Source organism: Methylobacterium sp. WL12 (genome assembly GCF_008039475.1).
GTDB classification, from domain to species: domain Bacteria; phylum Pseudomonadota; class Alphaproteobacteria; order Rhizobiales; family Beijerinckiaceae; genus Methylobacterium; species Methylobacterium cerastii.
In genome coordinates, this window is sequence record NZ_VRUW01000022.1 from 16,191 (window position 1) to 31,671 (window position 15,481).

Sequence of the window (15,481 nt, forward strand, 5' to 3'; positions counted from 1 at the left end):
CGCAGCGGATACCAGATCGATCCCGATCCGACAAGCGCTGCGGCCAAGCAATTCCGAAACGTGGCTCGGCAATTCCGCGGCAGGGTCCGGCAAATCCTCGCCGGGGCCTTGGATCAGGCCGGTTCCATGCGGCTTTCGAGGAACGGCACGGCGCCGTCGCCGATGGTGACGCCGGGGATCCGCACCGAATCCGCCTTGCGGATCAGCTCCGTGACCTCGATCGAGATGCGGTTGCCGGTCACGACGATCTGGCCGCGGGCGACGGGGTGGTCGTTGGCGAGGATCTCGACGAGGTCGGTCTCGGTCGCCTCCAGTTCGATCACCGCGCCGCGTCCCATGCGCAGCAGCATGTGCAGCGGCATGCGGCAGCGCCCGAGCACCACCGTCAGATCGACCTTGAGGTCTTCCAGAACCGCCACGCGCCCACCGCTCCCATACGCCTTGCCACCGGCACGGACCGGTGGGAGGAGAGCATTCCCGAAAGAGGGTGAAGCCTTGGTAAACGCCGCGCACCGTCTCGCGATCGCGCCCGACACGTTCCTGCCGCGGGCAGGCTCTCCGCCGGTGGCGTGGCGGATCAGCGACGCACTTGTCGGGTACGACGCGGCGGTGGCGTGGATGGAGGCCCGGGCCGACGCGATCGCGCGCGGGCTCGCGCCCGAATGCGTCTGGCTGCTGGAGCACCCGGCGCTCTACACCGCCGGCACCTCGGCCCGCGAGGCCGACCTCGTGGCGCCGGCGCGGCTGCCGGTGCACCGGACGGGGCGGGGCGGGCAGTACACCTATCACGGCCCCGGCCAGCGGGTGGCCTACGTGATGCTCGACCTCAACCGCCGCCGCACGGACCTGCGCGCCTACGTGGCCGCCCTGGAGGCCTGGATCATCGCGACCCTCGACGCCTTCAACGTCCGGGCCGAACGCCGCGAGGACCGCGTCGGCGTCTGGGTGCGGCGGCCGGAGAAGGGCCGGGAGAACGGAGACGCCGTGGAGGACAAGATCGCCGCGATCGGCATCCGCGTGCGGCGCTGGGTCAGCTTCCACGGGATCAGCCTCAACGTCGAGCCGGATCTCGCGGATTTCTCCGGCATCGTCCCCTGCGGCATCCGCGGCCACGGGGTGACGAGCCTGGCCGACCTCGGCCGCGTCGTCGCGATGCCCGAGGTCGACATGCAGCTGCGGGCCGGGTTCGAGGCGGTGTTCGGCGAAACCGTGGACGAGGCGGAGTAGCCGTCAGGGCATTCCCGGGCGCGGTGGAGGCCGGCTCGCGTGACGGGGATGCGCCCGCGCGAACCCCTCAGAAGTCGGCGTGCAGCCGGGTGGCGAAAAAGTCCGCAGGACCCCGGTCGCGGTTGTAGCCGGGGTTGATCACCCGCTGGTAGTCGAAGGTCAGGGTCACGGTCTTGGTCAGGCCGATGGCGTAGTAGGCTTCGAGCGCCCGCTCGGGGGCGTAGTTCAGGCGCCCGTCGCCGATCAGCAGGCCGAGGCCGCCGGTGGCGAAGTAGGCCTGGTGGGCCTCCGTGAGGCCGTTCACGGTGGCGCCGAGGCCGACGGTGTCGCCCGACCGGCCCCAGGCGGTCCCCTTCAGCGAGACGCCGCCCGACGCGCTCCGGTCGACGTCGGTGAAGGACAGGCTCTCGTTGCGCCCGTCCGACAGGCTGACGCGGGCGAACACGCCGAGGTCGGCCGTGACCGCCTGCTCGAGGTTGACGTAGCCGCCGGTCTTGCGCCGCGGGCGGCGGGTGGCTGCGACCGCGTCGTTGACGTCGTCGAACACCCCCGATCGCGTCAGCGCCACGACCTGCCGGTAGTTGGCGGTGTTGCCCTGGTTCGAGAAGAAGCCGATCCGCACGCGGCCCGGTTGCTCGAGCGCGGGCAGGACGTAGCGCCCCTCGAACTCGATGTTGGCGCCCTGGCGGTCGAACACCCGCGGGTCGAGCACGTCGTTCGACGGCTCCTTGGGCACCTGCGTGTAGGCGGCGCGGATTGCGAATTCGGCGCGGTTGTATTCGACGTAGACGCCTTGCGTGAAGCCGGGGAGGTTGGCCGGGAAGTCCCAGGCCGAGGCCGCCCAGAGCGACCAGTTCATGAAGTCGACGCGGGGGTCGTGGGCGTAGACGTTGCCGTCGAAGAAGTCGCCCAGCGCGAACTTGCCGGCGACCACGGTGATCCGCTCGACGTCGCGGCGGGTCGCGACCTGGTTCGGGCCGTCGGGCACGTCCTCGGTCTCGCCGCCGAGGCCGAAGGTCTGCCGCACGAAGTAGCGGTTCGAGCGCAGCTTCGGGAACGGCGCGCCGGCCTTCTGCGCCTCGCCGTTGACGAAGCCGGCGACGCCGAGCGTCCGCGACAGGCCGAAGCCCTGGCTGAATTCCGGGTTGTAGTAGAGCTCGGTGCCCTCCAGCAGCTTGAAGCCGACGAAGGCGGTCGCCGTCGTGGTCGCCTGGGCTTGGCGCGGCACCAGGCTGTTCGGGCCGAGATAGGGCGAGCGGAACCCGCTCACGCCCTGGTTGATGAAGGTGGTCTGGCCGTGGAGCGAGAAGCGGCCGGTGTCGCCGTTGTCGGGATCGTGCGGGGCCGCCTCGTCGGGCTCGGGCGGCAGCCGCAGGCCGGCCGGATACCACGACAGCCGCGCCAGCATCTGGTTCGACGTGAAAGACGCCCGGGTCGAGACCGGGCCGAGGCCGGGCACCGCGCCGAGGTCGAGGCGGCCGGTGCCGCCGAGGTCGATGTAGCGATAGTCGAGGCCGAGGGCGAGGTGCTCGGTGATCGCGTACTGGACGCCGGCCCCGAGGGTGAAGCCGAGCGTGCCCCGGTCGGTCCGCGCCGTCGCGGTGGGGCCGCCGGCGCGGTCCGGGTAGGTGGCGAGGAAGCGCGTCTCGGCGCCGGCGAGGCCGAAGGTGGCGTAGACCAGCGCGCGCTCGAAGGCGACGCCGAGCCGCCCACGCACGACGCCGTAGAGGTCGGTCTTGGCGCGGATCACGTCGAAGACCGGGTCGAACCCTTCGTAGCCGAAGCCGGCCGCGGTCGAGCCGACCGGGCGCTTGAGGTTGGCGCCGGCGATGTCCGCCTCGAGCCCGTAGACCCAGGGGCCGGCCTGCCAGTTCCAGCCGCCGAACACGCCGCCGACGGCGGTGGTCGCCTCGCGGCTGCGGTCGGCACGACCCGTGGCGTCGCCGGTCTTGAAGGCTGGAATGGGGCGGCCGCCGATCGTGGTCGGCCCGAAGCCGAGGGCGCCGAACGAGCCGCCGGCGCTGCCCTCGAGCCCGACATAGCCGCCCGACCAGTCGACGAAGGCGGGCGCGGGGGAGGCCGCGCGCGCGACGGCGAGGTCGGCTCCGGCGGCATGTCCCGGCAGCAGGCAGGCCCCGATCAGGCAGGCCCCGATCAGGCAGGCCTCGATCAGGCAGGCCTCGATCAGACGTGTCTCGATCAGACGTGCCGCGCCACGGACGGCGACGCCCCGCGACCCGATGCCGTCCGCCCTGTTCCGGTGCCGCATCGCCCTGGTCCCCCGCACGTTCCGAACTGCGGTATAGCAAAGGCTATAATCGCGGCAATCCTGCCTTTGCCGGCCCGGGTGTTCCTCTCGGCGACGTTGCAAAAATGCCCCGGGATCGACGACACGACGATGACGCCGGGCGACGGGCTCAGGCGGGGCCGGTCGCGACCGGGCGGCTCGGGTCGGCGCCCCATTCCGACCAGGAGCCGTCGTAGAGGGCGCGGGCCGGGCGGCCGATCTGCTCCAGCGCCAGGGCGACGATCGCCGCGGTGACGCCGGAGCCGCAGGTGGTGACGACCGGGCGGTCGGGGTCGATCCCGTTTTCGGCGAACACCGCGCGGAGCGCGTCCGGCGCCTTGAGATGCCCGTCGGCCAGCAGCGCGGCGTAATGCAGGTTCCGGGCGCCCGGCATGTGCCCGGGGCGGACGCCGGGACGGGGCTCGGCCTCCTCGCCGCGGAAGCGGGGCGCGGAGCGGGCGTCGACCACCTGGGCGGTGCCGCCGGCCAGCGCCCGCGCGACGTCGGCCGCGTCGGCGACCGCGCCGTGGTCGAGCCGGGCGGAGAAATGGCGCCGGTCGCGGACCCGCGGCTCGCCCTCCTCGGTCGGGTAGCCGGCCGCGATCCAGGCCGGCAGCCCGCCGTCGAGGACGCAGACGTCGCGCACGCCGAAGGTGCGCAGCATCCACCAGACCCGGGGCGCCGAGAACAGCCCGTGCCCGTCGTAGACCACGATGTGCATGCCGTCGCCGACGCCGAGCGCCCGCATCCGCGAGGCGAACGCCTCCGGGCGCGGCATCATGTGCGGCAGCCCGGATTCGGTGTCGCTCATCGCGTCGATGTCGAAGCGGACCGCGCCGGGGATGTGGGCGGCGCGATACTCGGCCTCGGGGTCGCGCCCGGCGGCGGGCAGGTACCAGGAGGCGTCGAGCACGACGATGTCGGGCGCATCGAGGCGCTGGTGCAGCCATTCGGTCGAGACGAGCGCGGTGTCGGCCATGATGCGTCCGGTCAGTCGTTGCGGGCGGTGTCGGCACCAGTCAATCACAGGGTGGAGGCGGATGCACGCCCCGGTCGGGCGGTCCAAGTCTGGGAAGGCGCGTCTGCCCGCGAAGCCGCCGCAGCCTGGAGATCCGAGCCGGCGCGATGCCGCACAGCAAGTCGACCGTCCCGCTGCAACCCCGCAGGCTTGTGCATCCGTCAGACCCTGAAGGCTGTGCGCCGTTGCAAGATACGCGGGGCGGTCTTGTTTCCGCGGGGAACAAGACCAGTTATAACAACACCATGACACCGTCGTGCCGGCGTTTTCGCCGGACCCGTATGGACCGGACGTCTCACCGCCACGGATCACCGTGCGTTGCAGGATCGCTCGATACGGGACGGCGTTCTCTCACCATTCCCCTGCCGGGCGGCCTTTTGCGCCAGCATGAGATTCCGCGAGCTTTCAGTGCGATGAACCAACTCGTCCGCATGTCCCAGATCGGCGAAGCCGAGACCGTCAAAGAGCCGTCGGCCGAGCTGCGCGTGCCGTTCGCGCAATCGGGCGCCTTCGTCTGCAAGTTCATCATCGGCGAGCCGAACGATCGCGCGGTGTGCTGCGGCGCGCCCGTGGCCGACGGAAAGAGCTGGTGCGCATTCCACCGCCGCATCGTGTTTGAGCCGACCCGACCCGGCCGCATCCGCTGAGCGGGTCCCTACGCCCGTGACCTGGCGACCGCGAGACGGGCTTCAATCGAGCCCGTCCTCCTCGTCGTAGGGCCGATAGCTGCGCAGCATCCGGCCATCCGGGTATTGTACCGATCGGGCGCGGACGACGAGGTATCCCGCGGCCTGCGCCGCCGCGATGCGGCGCGTGCGGTCGTCCCCTTCCGCGAAGATCGGGTTGCGCTCGCCGTCCGCCGGCCCGGCCACCCGCCCGACCGGCAACGGCGCGTAGGGGTAGGGCGGCGCCGCCGCGAAGGTCCGCGGCGTGTAGGCCCGCGTGCCCACCCGGCGCATCACCGGCCTCGCATCCCGTCGCTCGACGAGGCGCGGCGTGGCGATCCGCGCACGCGGCACCTCTGCGACGACCTGGGGACGCGCGCGCCGCGCTTCGCGCATCGGCTGGCGTGGCGGCTTCGCGGCTTGGCGGACGCGTGCCGGCGCGCTGGCCTTGCTCGCGGTCTCCGTACGTTTCGTGTCCACGCTTCTCGATGTGGACTGGCCCTCCGCCGGACGGCTCGCGCTTACTGTCGCCGGAGCCGGCTCCTTCACGGGAGCCGGAGAGCTTGCAGCAATAGGGCTCGCGGCAGCGGGGCCTGACGCGGCGGGGGCGGCGCTGCGCGCCGGCGGGTCGGTCCAGGCGCCTTGAGGAGAGGCCTGCGCCAAGGCGGCGCTGGGACCGAGCGCCAAGCCCAGCATCAGCGTCGCCCCGAGAATTCCACCGGCACCGATCGACATCGCGCACTCCCTGGCGGATGGCCACGGCGGCGCGACCGACGCAGCCTGCCTCGATGGAAATCTTAACGAAATCCTGCCGCAGCGTCCACGAGGATCGTCGCCGCGGGGCGGCGTGCGACCGGCGCCGCCACGCCCCAAGGGCCGTTGCTACTCCGCGGGCACGCCGTGCCCGCCCGGCGCCCGCGCCGCCGGGGTCGCGGCCTCCGCCGTCTCGCCGGCGAGCACGTCCTTGCGGCGGAACAGACGCATCACGACGACGAAGAACACCGGCACGAAGAACACCGCCAGCACGGTCGCCGAGATCATGCCGCCCATCACGCCGGTGCCGATCGCCTGCTGGCTCTTGGAGGCGGCGCCGGCGGCGATGGCGAGCGGCACCACGCCGAAGATGAAGGCGAGCGAAGTCATCACGATCGGGCGGAACCGCAGCGTCGCCGCCTCGATCGTCGCGTCCACGATCGAGGTGCCCGGTTTCCAGAGGTCCTTGGCGAACTCCACGATCAGGATCGCGTTCTTGGCCGAGAGGCCGATGATCGTGATCAGCCCGATCTTGAAGTAGACGTCGTTGGGCAGGCCGCGCAGGTACACCGCCGCCACCGAGCCGATGACGCCGAGCGGGATCACCAGCAGCACCGAGAACGGGATCGCCCAGCTCTCGTAGAGCGCGGCCAGGCACAGGAACACGATCAGCACCGAGAGCGCGAGCAGCATCGAAGCCTGGGAGCCGGCCTGCTTCTCCTGCAGCGACTGGCCGGTCCAGGTGTAGCCGAAGCCCTTGGGCAGTTGGCCCATCAGCCGCTCCATCTCGTTGATCGCGTCGCCCGAGGTGTAGCCGGGGTTGGGCTCGCCGGTGATGCGCACCGACTGGTAGCCGTTGAAGCCGACGATCTGCTGCGGCCCGACGCTCCATTTCAGGTCGGCGAAGGAGGACATCGGCACCATGGTGCCCGATGCGTTCTTCACCCCGTAGTTCAGGATGTCGGTCGCCTGCATCCGCTGCAGATCCTCCGACTGGACGATCACGCGCTGCATCTTGCCCCGGTTCGGGAAGTCGTTGGTGTAGACCGAGCCGAGGTTGACCTGGATCGTCGCGTTGATGTCCTCGAACTTCACGCCGAGCGCCGCCGCCTTCTCGCGGTCGATGACCAGTTCGGCCTCGGGCGCCGGCGGCAGGCCCTCGATCTTCATCTTCTGCAGCACCGGGCTCTGCATCGCGAGCTTGAGGAGCTGTTCCTGTGCGGCGAGCAGCGCCGAGTAGCCCTTCTGCGCCCGGTCCTGCAGGCGGAACGAGAAGCCGGCCGCGTTGCCGAGGTTGTCCACCGGCGGCGGCTCCTGCGCGTCGACGATCGCGTCGCGATAGCCCGACAGAGCCTTGTTGGTTCCCGCCACCAGCGCCGAAGCGGAATTCGCCGCGTCGCGCTCGTCCCAGGGCTTGAGCGTCACGAAGGCCTGGCTGGTGTTCGAGCCCTGGCCGGAGAACGAGAAGCCGTTCAGCATCGTCACCGTGGCGACGCCGGGCTGCGCCAGCAGATGCTCCTCGACCTTGCGCACGGCGGCCTGCGTCCGGTTGAACGAGGCTCCGGGGGGGGTCTGGATGTCGACGGTGAAGAAGCCCTGGTCCTCCAGCGGCAGGAAGCCTTCGGGCAGCCGCGCGAAGGCGAAGGCGACGCCGGCCACCAGCGCCAGGTAGACGATCATCACCCGGCCGGACTTCTTGATGAACCACGCGGTGCCGCGGCCGTAGCGCTTGGTCTCGCGGTCGACGATCCGGTTGAACCAGCCGAACACGCCGCCCTTGGCATGGCCGTGGCCCTTCTCGACCGGCTTCAGCAGGGTCGCGCACAGCGCCGGCGTCAGCGAGAGCGCGAGCACCGCCGAGAAGGCGATCGAGGTCACCATCGCGATCGAGAACTGACGGTAGATGATGCCGACCGAACCGGGGAAGAACGCCATCGGGATGAACACCGCGATCAGCACCAGGGTGATGCCGATGATCGCCCCGGTGATCTGGTCCATCGCCTTCTTGGTCGCGTCCTTCGGCGACAGGCCTTCCTCGGTCATGATGCGCTCGACGTTCTCGACCACGACGATGGCGTCGTCGACGAGGATGCCGATGGCCAGCACCATGCCGAACATCGTCAGCACGTTGATGGAGAAGCCTGCGAGCAGCATCGTGCAGCAGGTGCCCATCAGGGCGATCGGCACGACGATGGTCGGAATCAGGGTGTAGCGGATGTTCTGCAGGAACAGGAACATCACCACGAAGACCAGAACCACCGCCTCCACGAGGGTGTGCAGCACCTTCTCGATCGAGGCCTTCACCGCGGGCGTGATGTCGTAGGGGATGTCCCACTTCAGGCCCGGCGGGAAGAACTGCGACAGCTCCTCCATCTTCTTGCGGATGGCGCCGGCCGTCTCCAGCGCGTTGCCGTCGGGGGCCAGCGTCACCGAGATGCCCGCGGCCTGGCCGCCGTTGAGGCGGGTCGAGAACTGGTAGGCGTCGCCGCCGAGTTCGATCCGCGCGACGTCGCGCAGGCGCACGTTCGAGCCGTCGGAGTTGGCGCGCAGCACGATCGCGCCGAAGTCGTCCACCGATGCGAGCTGGCCCTTGACGATGATCGGCGCGGTGATCGCCTGGCTGTAGGGGCTCGGCTGCGCGCCGACGGCGCCCGAGGCCACCTGGATGTTCTGGTTGCGGATCGCGTCCGTCACGTTCTCGGCGGTGAGCGAGAGCCCGCGCAGCTTGTCCGGGTCGACCCAGATGCGAAGGCTGCGCTCGGTCGAGTACAGCGTCGCGCGCCCGACGCCGGGGATGCGGCGGATCTCGTTGATGACGTTGCGGATCAGGAAGTCGCCCAGGCCGATCTCGTCCATCTTCCCGTCGGTCGAGACGAGCGTGATGATGTTCAGCGTCGCGGCCGACGCCTCCTCGACGAGGATGCCCTGCTGGCGGACTTCGGCCGGCAGGCGCGCCTCGACGCGCTTGAGGCGGTTCTGCACCTCGACGGAGGCCAGCGCCGGGTCGGTGCCGGGCTGGAAGGTGGCGGTGATGTTGACGGCGCCGAACGAGTCGCTGGTCGACTCGAAGCTCATGATGTTGGCCGCGCCGTTCAGCTCGTCCTCGATGAGCCGGGTCGTGCCGGTGTAGAGGCTCTCCACCGAGGCGCCGGGATAGGCGGTCGAGAGCGCGATCGCCGGCGGCGCGATCACCGGATACTGCGCCACCGGCAGCAGCGGCAGCGAGAGCGCGCCGCCGAGGATGATGAACAGCGCGACGACCCAGGCGAAGACCGGCCGGTCGATGAAGAAGCGTGCCATGGAGGTTCCGGATCAGCCTGTCGGGTGTTCGTGGGGCGGCGCTTCGAAGCGCGCCCCGGTCGGCGATGTCGCTCGGCGAGCCCTGCTCACCGAGCCTTGCTTACCGAGCCTTGCTTACCGCGGCTTGGCGGCGGCTTCGGCCTTGCCGTCCGACGCCTTGCCGTCCGACGCCTTGCCGTTCGACGCCTTGCCGTTCGACGCCTTGCCGTCCGACGCCTTGGTCGCGCTCGCCTTCGCGGCGCTCGCCTTGGCCTCCGCGGCCCGCGCCTCGGCGGCCTTCGCCTCCTTCATCTTGGCTTCGGCCAGCTTGGCCTCGGCCTCGGCGACCTCGTCGACGTCGTGCGGCATCGCCTCGGCGGTCGGGTGCGGCGGGGTCTTGTCCACCGGCTTGACCTGCTGGCCCGCGACGATCTTCTGAAAGCCCTCGGTCACCACCCGCTCGCCGGCCTTGAGCCCGTCGCGGATCAGCCAGTTGGTGCCGACCACCGGGCCGACCTCGACCGGCTGGAGCGCGACCCGGTCGTCCTCCTTCACGACCCAGACCTCGGCCTTGCCGTCGTTGGTGCGCTGGATCGCCTGCTGCGGCACCGCGATCGCGTCGGAATCGATGCCCTGCTTGATCCGGGCGCGCACGTACATGCCGGGAAACAGCTCGTCGTGCGGGTTGGGGATCTGCACGCGCAGCGTGACCTGGCCGGTGCTCGGGTCGGCGGTGACGTCCGAGAACAGGAGCTGGCCCGCCATCGGGTAGAGGGCGCCGTCGTCCATGATCAGGTGGACGTTCGCCGAATCGCGCTCGAGCCGCGAGAGTTCGCCGCTGGCGAGGTCGCGCCGCAACTTGTTCAGCTCGCCGACCGACTGGGTGATGTCGACGTAGATCGGGTCGAGCTGCTGGATCGTGGCCAGCACGCCGGTGGTGCCGGACTCGATCAGGGTGCCCTCGGTGAGCAGCGCCCGGCCGATGCGGCCCGAGATCGGCGCGCGGACGTCGGTCCAGTCGAGGTTGAGCTTGGCCCGGTCGCGGGTCGCGCGGGCGCCGGCGACCTCGGCCTCCGCCTGCTTCTTGCCGGCGAAGGCGGTGTCGAACTGCGCCTGGCTCGCCGACTGGCGGGTGAGCAGCGTCTCCAGGCGCTCGGCCTGCTGGTTGGCGAGCACCAGGGCCGCCTCCTGGCGCGCCAGGGCGGCCTCGGCGCTCATCAGGTCGACCTGATACGGCGCCGGGTCGATCTTGTAGAGGACGTCGCCCTCCTTGACCTGGCTGCCCTGCTCGAACAGCCGCCTCACCACGAGGCCGGAGACGCGCGAGCGCACCTCGGCGATCCGCATCGGCGCGACGCGGCCGGGCAGGTCGCGGACGTAGGGGATCGCCTGGGGCGCCACCGTGACGATGCCGACCTCGGGCGGGGGAAGCGGGACGGGGGCCGAGGCCTGCTTCTGGTTGCAGGCGGACAGCGCGACGAGGAACACCCCGAAGCCGAGCGAGGCACGGCGCATCCGGCGGGCGGGTCGAGAGAAGGTCAAGGTCGGGTCGCTCCTGCGAAACGCATCTCGGGGAGGGCGGAGACGAGGCTCGGCCGTCCGGCGTGTGTCGGTGGCGCGTGGTGCCGATCGGTCGAACGGTCGCCCGCAGCTGGGTTCGGGGGCCGCGCGGACAGCGCCAAAAGGCCTGGCTTAAGAATCCCACTGTCGCAGGACATCTTGGCGATCCCGCGACGGCCGGGCCGATGGCCGGGCCGTGCGCCCTCAGGCGCGCCGGGGCGGGCGGTCCGGCGGCGCGGACGCCCAGGTCCGGAAGAGGCCGGTTTCGCGCGGGTGGAAGCCGGCCTCGTCCGAGAGGCGGGGCAGGCGGTGCGACAGCGGATCGGCGAGGGCGGGCCGTCCGGCCCAGTCGTCGGCTTCGGCGACGTTCGGCGCGACCGCGTGGAGCGGGGCGCGGACGGCGTCGGACTTGGACACCGCCACCTTGGACACCGCTGCCTGGGACACCGCCGCGTGGACGAAGGCGGATGCGACGCGGCTCGACGGCGTCGGCATGTCGGCCTCACGCGGAAGGCCGACGACGAGCAGGAGCGCGGCGACGACGACGCCGGCGATCGCCCGCAGCAGCAACGGGCCGCGCACGGTCGCGAGGACCGGTGCCGGGGCCGGCGCATGGGTGTCGGGAAGGCGTGTCACGCCTTCGATAAAAGCTCTGCCGCAGCGCATCACAAGCGGCTGCGACATTCTGTCAGGCTTCGGGGCGGGAATTCGCGGAACCAATTCCGCCCCACCTGTACGAGTGCGGGGCGGCTTGCGCCGCCCGACCGGCGACAGGTGTTGCGACGATCCCACAGGCGGACCGTTCTCGGCTGACACCGCGCTTCGCGTCCGCCGCTTGCCGCAATGCCCAGCTACCCGGCAGCGGATCGAAAGAACCCTCGGAGATCCGCATGACACGTCGCATCGCCACGCTCTGCCTCGCGGCCGGCCTCGCCCTCGGAGCGGGGGCGGCGCAGGCGAGCCCGTTGGATTCCGGGCCGGTCGCCGACTTCATGAACATCTTCCGCACCCAGGCGATCCCGCGGGAGACCGTGGCCTGGAAAGGCGCGGAGAAGCCCGGGACCATCATTGTTTCGACCAGCCAACGCCGGCTCTACTACGTCCTCGGCGGCGGCGAGGCGGTGCGCTACGGCGTGGGCGTCGGGCGCGAGGGCTTCTCGTGGTCGGGCCAGAAGAGCGTCACGATGAAGAAGGAATGGCCCGCGTGGCGGCCGCCGTCGCAGATGCTCGCCCGCCGCCCGGACCTGCCGCGCTTCATGGCCGGCGGCCAGGACAACCCGCTCGGCGCCCGCGCGATGTATCTCGGCTCGTCGCTCTACCGCATCCACGGCTCGAACGAGCCCGAGACCATGGGCGCCGCGGTCTCCTCCGGCTGCATCCGCATGACCAACAAGGACGTGGTCGACCTCTACGACCGCGTCCGCGTCGGCACCAAGGTGATCGTCCGCAACTGACGGTTGGCTTCGGCGGGGCGAAGCATTCGGCTTCGCCCCGCCGACTCCTGTCATCCCACTACGAAATTGCAATCCAAGATTGTATTTTTAAGCCTTTGACAGCGTTTGCCGCGACATCCTGCCGTCCGCGCCCGTTCGGGCGTCCGGGACACGGTTGCGCATGTCGGATGATCGAGCGGGTTCAGGGACGACGCGCCACACGCGGACGGCGCCGGGCGGAGCATCGCTGCGTGGCCTGCTCGACCTGGCCGCGGACCTGTTCGACGTGCCGGTCGCCGCGATCCTCGGCGACGGCCCGCCGATCGGTATCGGGGCAGGGGAGGCGCGCGCCCTCGAAGCCTTCCGCGACCGGGTGATCGCCTGCGGCGACGTGCTCGTCGTGCCGGACGCCGCGATCGATCTGCGATGGCGTGCCGGGCCGGCGGAAAGGGGCGCGTTCCGCTTCCTCGCCGGCGCGCCCCTCGTCGACGGCGACGGCCGCTGCCTCGGCGTGCTCTGCCTCGCCGATTCCGCACCGCGCCCACCCGTGGCCGACCGCGCCCGCCAGCGGCTCGCGCGGCTGTCCGGCCTCGCCGTCGCGGTGCTGGCGCAGGGGCGGCGGACGATGGCGCAGCGGGATTCGGAAGGGTTCGTCGCCGCCACAGCCTCGGCGCTGATCACCACCGACGCCGCCGGCCGCATCACCTTCGCCAACCCCGCCTGCGAGACCCTGCTCGGCTATCCCCAGGGGGCGCTGGCCGGGCGGGACGTGGCCTCGATCGTCCCCGTGCGCCTGCGCGGGCACCACGTCGCCGGCATGGGCGCGCTCACCGCCGGCGGGACGCCCAAGCTCGCCGGGCGCTCGGTCGAGGTGACGGCGCTCCGCGCAGACGGCAGCGAGGTGCCGATCGAGCTCTCGCTCTGCGCCTGGGGCGAGGGCGCCGAGATGGGCGTCGGCGCGGTGATGCGCGACATCTCGGAGCGCCGCCGCCGCAACGCGCGCCTGCTCCGCCTCGCTCACGAGGACCCTGCCACCGGCCTGCCGAACCGGGTGCGCCTCGCCGCGGAGATCGATTCCCGCCTCGCCGCCCGCTCGCCGGTCGGCTTGCTGACACTCGGCGTCGACGGCCTGCGGGCGGTGACCGACGGGTTCGGCTCCGGCGTCGGCGCGGCGTTGCTGGAGGCGCTGGTGGTGCGGCTGGCCGGCCGCCTGCCGCCGGGGGCGCTCCTCGCCCGCCTCGGCGAGGACGAGCTCGCCGTCCTGCTTGCGGACGCGCCCGGCGCGGCGGATCTCGAGGCCGGCACCGAGGCCTGCGCCGAAGCCTTGTTCGCCGCGCTCGCCGAGCCCGTCACCGTCGGCCACCACGTCCTGCATGTCGGCGCGCGGATCGGCGCCGCGCACGGTCCCCGCGACGGCGCCGACGCCGCCGAGCTGATGGCGGCGGCCGACCTCGCCCTCGATCGCGCCCGCCACGCGGGCCCGCGCGGCTACCGCGCCTTCACCCCGGCGATGCGCGATGCGGCCACGGAGCGGCGCGCCCTGCAGGACGCGCTGCTCGACGGCTTGGCCGCCGGCGAGGTCGCGCTGCACTACCAGCCGCAGATCGAGCTCGCGAGCGGACGCCTGCGGGGCGTCGAGGCCCTGATCCGCTGGAACCACCCAACACGCGGGCTGCTCGCGCCGGCCGAGTTCCTGCCGGCGATCGAGGCGAGCACCCTGGCGACCCGCTTCGGCCAATGGTGCCTCGACGAGGCCTGCCGCCAGGCCGCGGCGTGGCGCAAGGCCGGCCTGCCGCGGATCGGCGTCGCGGTGAACCTGTTCGACGCCCAGATCCGCGCCGGGACCCTGGCCGAGGTGGTGACCCAGGCGCTGGCCCGGCACCGGCTGCCGCCGGAGATCCTGGAGCTGGAGGTGACGGAGATGATCGCGCTGGCCGACGCCCCGGCGACCCTGGAGCCGCTGCGGCGCCTGCGGGCGCTGGGGGTCGGCATCGCGCTCGACGACTTCGGCACCGGCTACGCCTCGCTCTCGACCCTCAAGAGCTTCCCGCTCACCAAGCTGAAGATCGACCGCGGCTTCGTCCGCGACGTGCTCCACGACGCCCACGACGCGACCATCGTGAAGGCGGTGCTCGACATCGGCCGCAGCCTCGACCTGATCGTCATCGCCGAGGGGATCGAGACGCCCGAGCAGGAGGCGGCGCTGATGGGCATGGGCTGCCGCTACGCGCAAGGATACCGCTACGGCAGGCCGATACCGGGCGACCTTTTGGGGCTTCGCCTCGCTGAATCCGGCCCGGCCAGGACTCTCGCGCGGAGCGCATGAGCGACGCAACGCTCGGCATCAACCTTCCACCAAGCTTGACAGGGGCGGCGCCCGCGCCTCCTGAAGCGCCGGGCACGCGGCGGCGCCGTCCTGCTCGGGCAGGGCGGGAGACCATGGTGGGAAGCTTCGATCCGAGCCTGCTGGCCGCGATGTTCGGCGTGGCCCTGCTCGCGGGCGGCGTCGACGCCATCGCGGGCGGGGGCGGGCTGATCACCGTGCCGGCGCTGATCCTCGCCGGCCTCGACCCGGTGAGCGCCGTGGCGACGAACAAGCTGCAGGGCAGCGTCGGCGCCTGCTCGGCGACCCTGGCCTTCGCCCGGCGTCGGCTGATCGTGTGGCGCCAGGCCTGGCCGATCGCCGTGGCGGCGGCCGTGGGCTCGGTCTTCGGCGCCCTGTCCGTCGGACTGTTGCCGCGCCCGGTGCTCGACGCTGGCGTCCCCGTGCTGCTCGTCGGGATCGCGCTGTACTTCGCCTTCGGCGCCCGCATGCGCGAGGACGACGCGGCGGCGCGGCTCTCGCCGGCCGCCTTCGCCCTCGGCTTCGCCCCCGCGGTCGGCTTCTACGACGGCGTGTTCGGCCCCGGTGCCGGCGCCTTCTACATGGTGGGCTTCGTCACGCTGCTCGGCCTCGGCGTCGTGAAGGCGACGGCGCACACCAAGCTCGCCAACGCGGCGAGCAACCTCGGAAGCCTCGGTCTGTTCGCGCTCGCCGGCCACGTGGTCTGGCCGATCGGCATCGTGATGGCCGTCGGCGCCTATCTCGGCGCCCAGGTCGGCTCGATGCTCGCGGTTCGCCTGGGCGCCCGGCTGATCAGGCCGCTGCTGGTGACCATCGCCTGCGCGATGGCGGTGCGCCTCCTGTCCGACCCCGCCAACCCCTTGCGCGTGGCGCTGGCGGGGCTGCTGGGCGGATGAGGACCGGACGTCCGCAAGG

The 15,481-nt window shown here is 71.7% G+C and carries 12 protein-coding genes; 5 read left to right on the forward strand and 7 right to left on the reverse strand.

Going from position 1 to position 15,481, the window contains the following annotated elements:
• Window positions 1–113: 113 nt before the first annotated feature.
• Window positions 114–419 carry a FliM/FliN family flagellar motor switch protein gene (locus tag FV226_RS10910; protein ID WP_147752998.1) on the reverse strand — a complete coding sequence of 102 codons (306 nt, stop codon included), beginning with the start codon at window positions 417–419 and terminating at the stop codon, window positions 114–116.
• A 76-nt stretch (window positions 420–495) separates the two neighbouring features.
• Between FV226_RS10910 and lipB the strand changes: the two genes are divergently transcribed.
• Entirely contained in the window at window positions 496–1,227 is a 732-nt protein-coding gene (gene lipB, locus FV226_RS10915) for a lipoyl(octanoyl) transferase LipB (RefSeq protein WP_147762914.1), read from the forward strand.
• Window positions 1,228–1,294: 67 nt separating this feature from the next.
• On the opposite strand, the gene FV226_RS10920 is transcribed toward lipB, so the two are convergent.
• Together FV226_RS10920 and sseA are read right to left on the reverse strand one after the other, a co-directional pair.
• Window positions 1,295–3,496, reverse strand: coding sequence for a carbohydrate porin (locus FV226_RS10920; RefSeq protein ID WP_147762915.1), 2,202 nt, complete (start codon window positions 3,494–3,496; stop codon window positions 1,295–1,297).
• A 148-nt stretch (window positions 3,497–3,644) separates the two neighbouring features.
• Window positions 3,645–4,493: a 3-mercaptopyruvate sulfurtransferase gene (sseA, locus tag FV226_RS10925; protein WP_147753001.1), complete on the reverse strand. Its 849-nt coding sequence runs from the start codon at window positions 4,491–4,493 to the stop codon at window positions 3,645–3,647.
• Between the two features lie 452 nt (window positions 4,494–4,945).
• Here sseA and FV226_RS10930 point away from each other — a divergent pair, with 452 nt between their 5' ends.
• The gene (locus FV226_RS10930; protein ID WP_147753003.1) at window positions 4,946–5,179 is read left to right on the forward strand and encodes a hypothetical protein; all 234 of its coding nucleotides are present in this window, start codon (window positions 4,946–4,948) and stop codon (window positions 5,177–5,179) included.
• Between the two features lie 42 nt (window positions 5,180–5,221).
• Here the strand turns inward: FV226_RS10930 and FV226_RS10935 are convergent, their stop codons facing one another.
• From FV226_RS10935 to FV226_RS10950, 4 genes are all read right to left on the reverse strand, one after another.
• Window positions 5,222–5,677 (reverse strand): hypothetical protein, encoded by a 456-nt coding sequence (locus FV226_RS10935; protein WP_147762916.1) that lies wholly within the window; start codon window positions 5,675–5,677, stop codon window positions 5,222–5,224.
• 402 nt (window positions 5,678–6,079) lie between these two features.
• Complete coding sequence (locus FV226_RS10940; RefSeq protein WP_147762917.1) at window positions 6,080–9,250, reverse strand: multidrug efflux RND transporter permease subunit; 3,171 nt, start codon at window positions 9,248–9,250, stop codon at window positions 6,080–6,082.
• Window positions 9,251–9,364: 114 nt separating this feature from the next.
• Window positions 9,365–10,744: an efflux RND transporter periplasmic adaptor subunit gene (locus FV226_RS10945; RefSeq protein ID WP_147762948.1), complete on the reverse strand. Its 1,380-nt coding sequence runs from the start codon at window positions 10,742–10,744 to the stop codon at window positions 9,365–9,367.
• A gap of 249 nt (window positions 10,745–10,993) precedes the next feature.
• Entirely contained in the window at window positions 10,994–11,425 is a 432-nt protein-coding gene (locus FV226_RS10950; protein ID WP_147762918.1) for a hypothetical protein, read from the reverse strand.
• Window positions 11,426–11,679: 254 nt separating this feature from the next.
• Here FV226_RS10950 and FV226_RS10955 point away from each other — a divergent pair, with 254 nt between their 5' ends.
• The 3 genes from FV226_RS10955 (at window position 11,680) to FV226_RS10965 (ending at window position 15,462) form a co-directional block, all read left to right on the forward strand.
• Window positions 11,680–12,243, forward strand: coding sequence for a L,D-transpeptidase (locus FV226_RS10955; protein WP_147754314.1), 564 nt, complete (start codon window positions 11,680–11,682; stop codon window positions 12,241–12,243).
• 160 nt (window positions 12,244–12,403) lie between these two features.
• Window positions 12,404–14,548, forward strand: coding sequence for a bifunctional diguanylate cyclase/phosphodiesterase (locus FV226_RS10960; RefSeq protein WP_147762919.1), 2,145 nt, complete (start codon window positions 12,404–12,406; stop codon window positions 14,546–14,548).
• Between the two features lie 113 nt (window positions 14,549–14,661).
• The gene (locus FV226_RS10965) at window positions 14,662–15,462 is read left to right on the forward strand and encodes a TSUP family transporter (protein WP_147762920.1); all 801 of its coding nucleotides are present in this window, start codon (window positions 14,662–14,664) and stop codon (window positions 15,460–15,462) included.
• The last annotated feature ends 19 nt before the right edge of the window (window positions 15,463–15,481 follow it).

Coding starts and splice junctions, on each gene's coding strand:
- FV226_RS10920 (WP_147762915.1), bottom strand. CDS start 3,496: ATGCGGCACCGGAACAGGGCGGACGGCATCGGGTCGCGGGGCGTCGCC.
- sseA (WP_147753001.1), bottom strand. CDS start 4,493: ATGGCCGACACCGCGCTCGTCTCGACCGAATGGCTGCACCAGCGCCTC.
- FV226_RS10930 (WP_147753003.1), top strand. CDS start 4,946: ATGAACCAACTCGTCCGCATGTCCCAGATCGGCGAAGCCGAGACCGTC.
- FV226_RS10940 (WP_147762917.1), bottom strand. CDS start 9,250: ATGGCACGCTTCTTCATCGACCGGCCGGTCTTCGCCTGGGTCGTCGCG.
- FV226_RS10945 (WP_147762948.1), bottom strand. CDS start 10,744: ATGCGCCGTGCCTCGCTCGGCTTCGGGGTGTTCCTCGTCGCGCTGTCC.
- FV226_RS10955 (WP_147754314.1), top strand. CDS start 11,680: ATGACACGTCGCATCGCCACGCTCTGCCTCGCGGCCGGCCTCGCCCTC.
- FV226_RS10960 (WP_147762919.1), top strand. CDS start 12,404: ATGTCGGATGATCGAGCGGGTTCAGGGACGACGCGCCACACGCGGACG.
- FV226_RS10965 (WP_147762920.1), top strand. CDS start 14,662: ATGGTGGGAAGCTTCGATCCGAGCCTGCTGGCCGCGATGTTCGGCGTG.